The 2,650-nt window shown below is 71.0% G+C and carries 2 protein-coding genes; one reads left to right on the forward strand and one right to left on the reverse strand.

Features of this window, described 5'->3' with window-relative positions:
• Positions 1-66 precede the first annotated feature (66 nt).
• Entirely contained in the window at positions 67-1,554 is a 1,488-nt protein-coding gene (locus NS220_RS18400) for a CoA-acylating methylmalonate-semialdehyde dehydrogenase (RefSeq protein ID WP_058625422.1), read from the reverse strand.
• A gap of 185 nt (positions 1,555-1,739) precedes the next feature.
• Here NS220_RS18400 and NS220_RS18405 point away from each other — a divergent pair.
• The coding region (locus NS220_RS18405; RefSeq protein ID WP_242864683.1) for a PucR family transcriptional regulator ligand-binding domain-containing protein at positions 1,740-2,650 on the forward strand (911 nt) is incomplete at its 3' end.

Here is a 2,650-nt window from a genome sequence, read left to right on the forward strand (position 1 = left end):
GGTCGGGGGTGAGGTCGGGGGAGAGATCGGGGGTCGTGAGGGTCATGAGGGGTCCCTTTCCGGTTCTCAGTGATGGCTCGGGAAGCCGAGGCTGATCTGGCTCTCGCTGGGGTCGGGCCAGCGGGTGGTGACGACCTTGCTGCGTGTGTAGAAGTGGATCGACTCGGGGCCGTAGATGTGCGAGTCGCCGAAGAGCGAGTTGCGCCATCCGCCGAACGAGAAGGCGCCGACCGGGACGGGGATCGGCACGTTGACCCCGACCATACCGACCTCGATGTCGAACTCGAACTGGCGGGCGGTGCCCCCGTCGCGCGTGAACACGGCCGTGCCGTTCGCGTACGGGCTGGCGTTGATCAGCGTCACGGCCTCGTCGTAGCTCTGCACGCGCACCACGGAGAGCACGGGTCCGAAGATCTCGTCGTCGTACACCTTCATGCCCGGGGCCACGCGGTCCACGAGCGAGACGCCGACGAAGAAGCCGTCGCCGTCGAACTCCTGGGTCGTGCCGTCGACGACGACCTCGGCGCCCTCTGCGGCGGCGCCCGTGACGTAGGAGGCGACCTTGTCGCGGTGCTCGCGCGTGATGAGCGGACCCATCTCGCTCGCGGCATCCGTTCCCGGGCCGATTCTCAGGCCCTCGATGCGGGATGCCACCTTCTCCACCAGCGCGTCGGCGACCTCGTCTCCGACCGCGACGAGCACCGACACGGCCATGCAGCGCTCGCCGGCCGAGCCGTACGCGGCCGAGACGGCGGCGTCGGCGGCGGCGTTGAGATCGGCGTCGGGCAGGACCACCATGTGGTTCTTCGCCCCGCCGAGGGCCTGCACGCGCTTGCCGTTCTCGGCGGCGCGAGAGTAGATCGTCTTCGCGATGGGTGTCGAGCCGACGAAGCTCACCGCGCGGACCGTGGGGGAGTCGAGCAGGGCGTCGACGGCGACCTTGTCGCCGTGCACGACGTTGAGGACACCGGCGGGGAGCCCCGCCTCCTCGAAGAGCTTCGCGAGGAAGAGAGATGCCGACGGGTCCTTCTCGCTCGGCTTCAGCACGACCGTGTTGCCGCAGGCGATCGCGGATGCCGTCATCCACAGCGGCACCATCACGGGGAAGTTGAAGGGGGTGATGGCCGCCACCACGCCCACGGGCTGCTTCACGGAGTGCACGTCGACGCCGCGGCTCACCTGCTCGGCGTGCTCGCCCTTCAGCAGGTGCACGAGCCCCGCCGCGAACTCGACGTTCTCGATGCCGCGACTGATCTCGCCCTTGGCGTCCGAGAGCACCTTGCCGTGCTCGGCGGTGATGATCGCGGCGAGCTCGTCGGTGCGCTCGACGAGGAGGTGGCGCAGCCGGAAGAACACGTCGGCGCGCTTGATGAGGCTCGTGGCACGCCAGGCGGGAAGCGCGGCAGCGGCGGCGGCGATCGCCTCGTCGACCTCGGATGCCGTGGCGAAGGCGACTCGCGCCTGCACCTGTCCGGTCGCGGGGTCGAACACGTCGCCGGTGCGCTGGTCGGTTCCCCGCTCAGCGCCGGCGATGTGGTGGCGGATCAACGTCATGGGGTCCTCCTCGGATGGGCGTCTCCGGACACTCCGACCGGACGCGCACTAGGGTGTGTGGGATTGATTCTTCGGGTCTTCTGGAGGGAATGCACGTGTCTGATCGTCGCGAATCGGCGGCCTCCCGGACAGATCGTCCGACTTCCGCGGAGCCCGGTCTGCCGACCCTTGCCGAGGCTCTGGAGATGCCGGCCCTCGTGCAGGGGGTGCCGGAGGTGCTGGTCGGGCGGGCCTTCCTCGACGCGCGGGTCCGGTGGGTGCACGTCTCCGACAGTCCCGGGGTGGCTCGCCTTCTCGACGGGGGCGAACTGCTGCTCACCACCGCCTCCGCGTGGCCCGAGCAGCCCGACGACCTCCGCACCCTCGTCGCCGCTTTCGCCGCGGCGGGGCTCATCGGAATCGTCATCGAGCTGGGAGCGCACTACCGCTACGTGCCGACGGTCGTCATCGACGCCGCCCGCGCGGCCGGGCTGGTCCTGGTCGCCCTGCATCGCGAGGTGAAGTTCGTCGCCGTGACCGAACAGGTGCACCGGCGCATCATCGACGAACAGACCGTGGCGCTGAGAGCCCGCGACGAGGTGCGCACCCTCTTCACCGAGCTCGCGCTGCGCGGCGCCCCGGCCGACTACGTCGTCGAGCGTCTCGCGCGGACCCTGCGCGCACCCGTGATCCTCGAGTCCCTCGCGCACGAGGTGATCGTCGCCGAGCTCGCCGAGGCCGACCACTCGGTCCTCGCGGGCTGGCAGGAGCGCTCGCGCCTCTCCGTGCGAGACCCCGGAGATGTTCGCACGGTCGTCCCCGTGCAAGCGCGGGGCACCCGCTGGGGGTCTCTCGTCGCCCTCGGCGGTCCCGCGCACCCGGCCGGTCGCGTCGCCGTCCTCGAGCAGGGCGCGACAGCGCTCGCGCTGGGACGCTTGGCCGACACCGACGGTGAGGACTGGTCGCACCTCGGCCGCCGTCGTCTCGTCGACGCGCTGCTCGCGGGGCGGTACGGCTCCCTCGCCGAGGCCGCCGTGCGTCTCTCTGCCGCGGGGCTGCTGACCGACGCGTCGGCGTTGCTCGGCCTCGCGGTGAGCGGTGCCGGCACCGCCGAAGG

Source organism: Microbacterium testaceum (genome assembly GCF_001476655.1).
Classification (GTDB): domain Bacteria; phylum Actinomycetota; class Actinomycetes; order Actinomycetales; family Microbacteriaceae; genus Microbacterium; species Microbacterium testaceum_C.

What these genes read in the sequence shown, in the direction of transcription:
- NS220_RS18400 (WP_058625422.1), bottom strand. Translation starts at nt 1,554, where the DNA reads ATGACGTTGATCCGCCACCACATCGCCGGCGCTGAGCGGGGAACCGAC.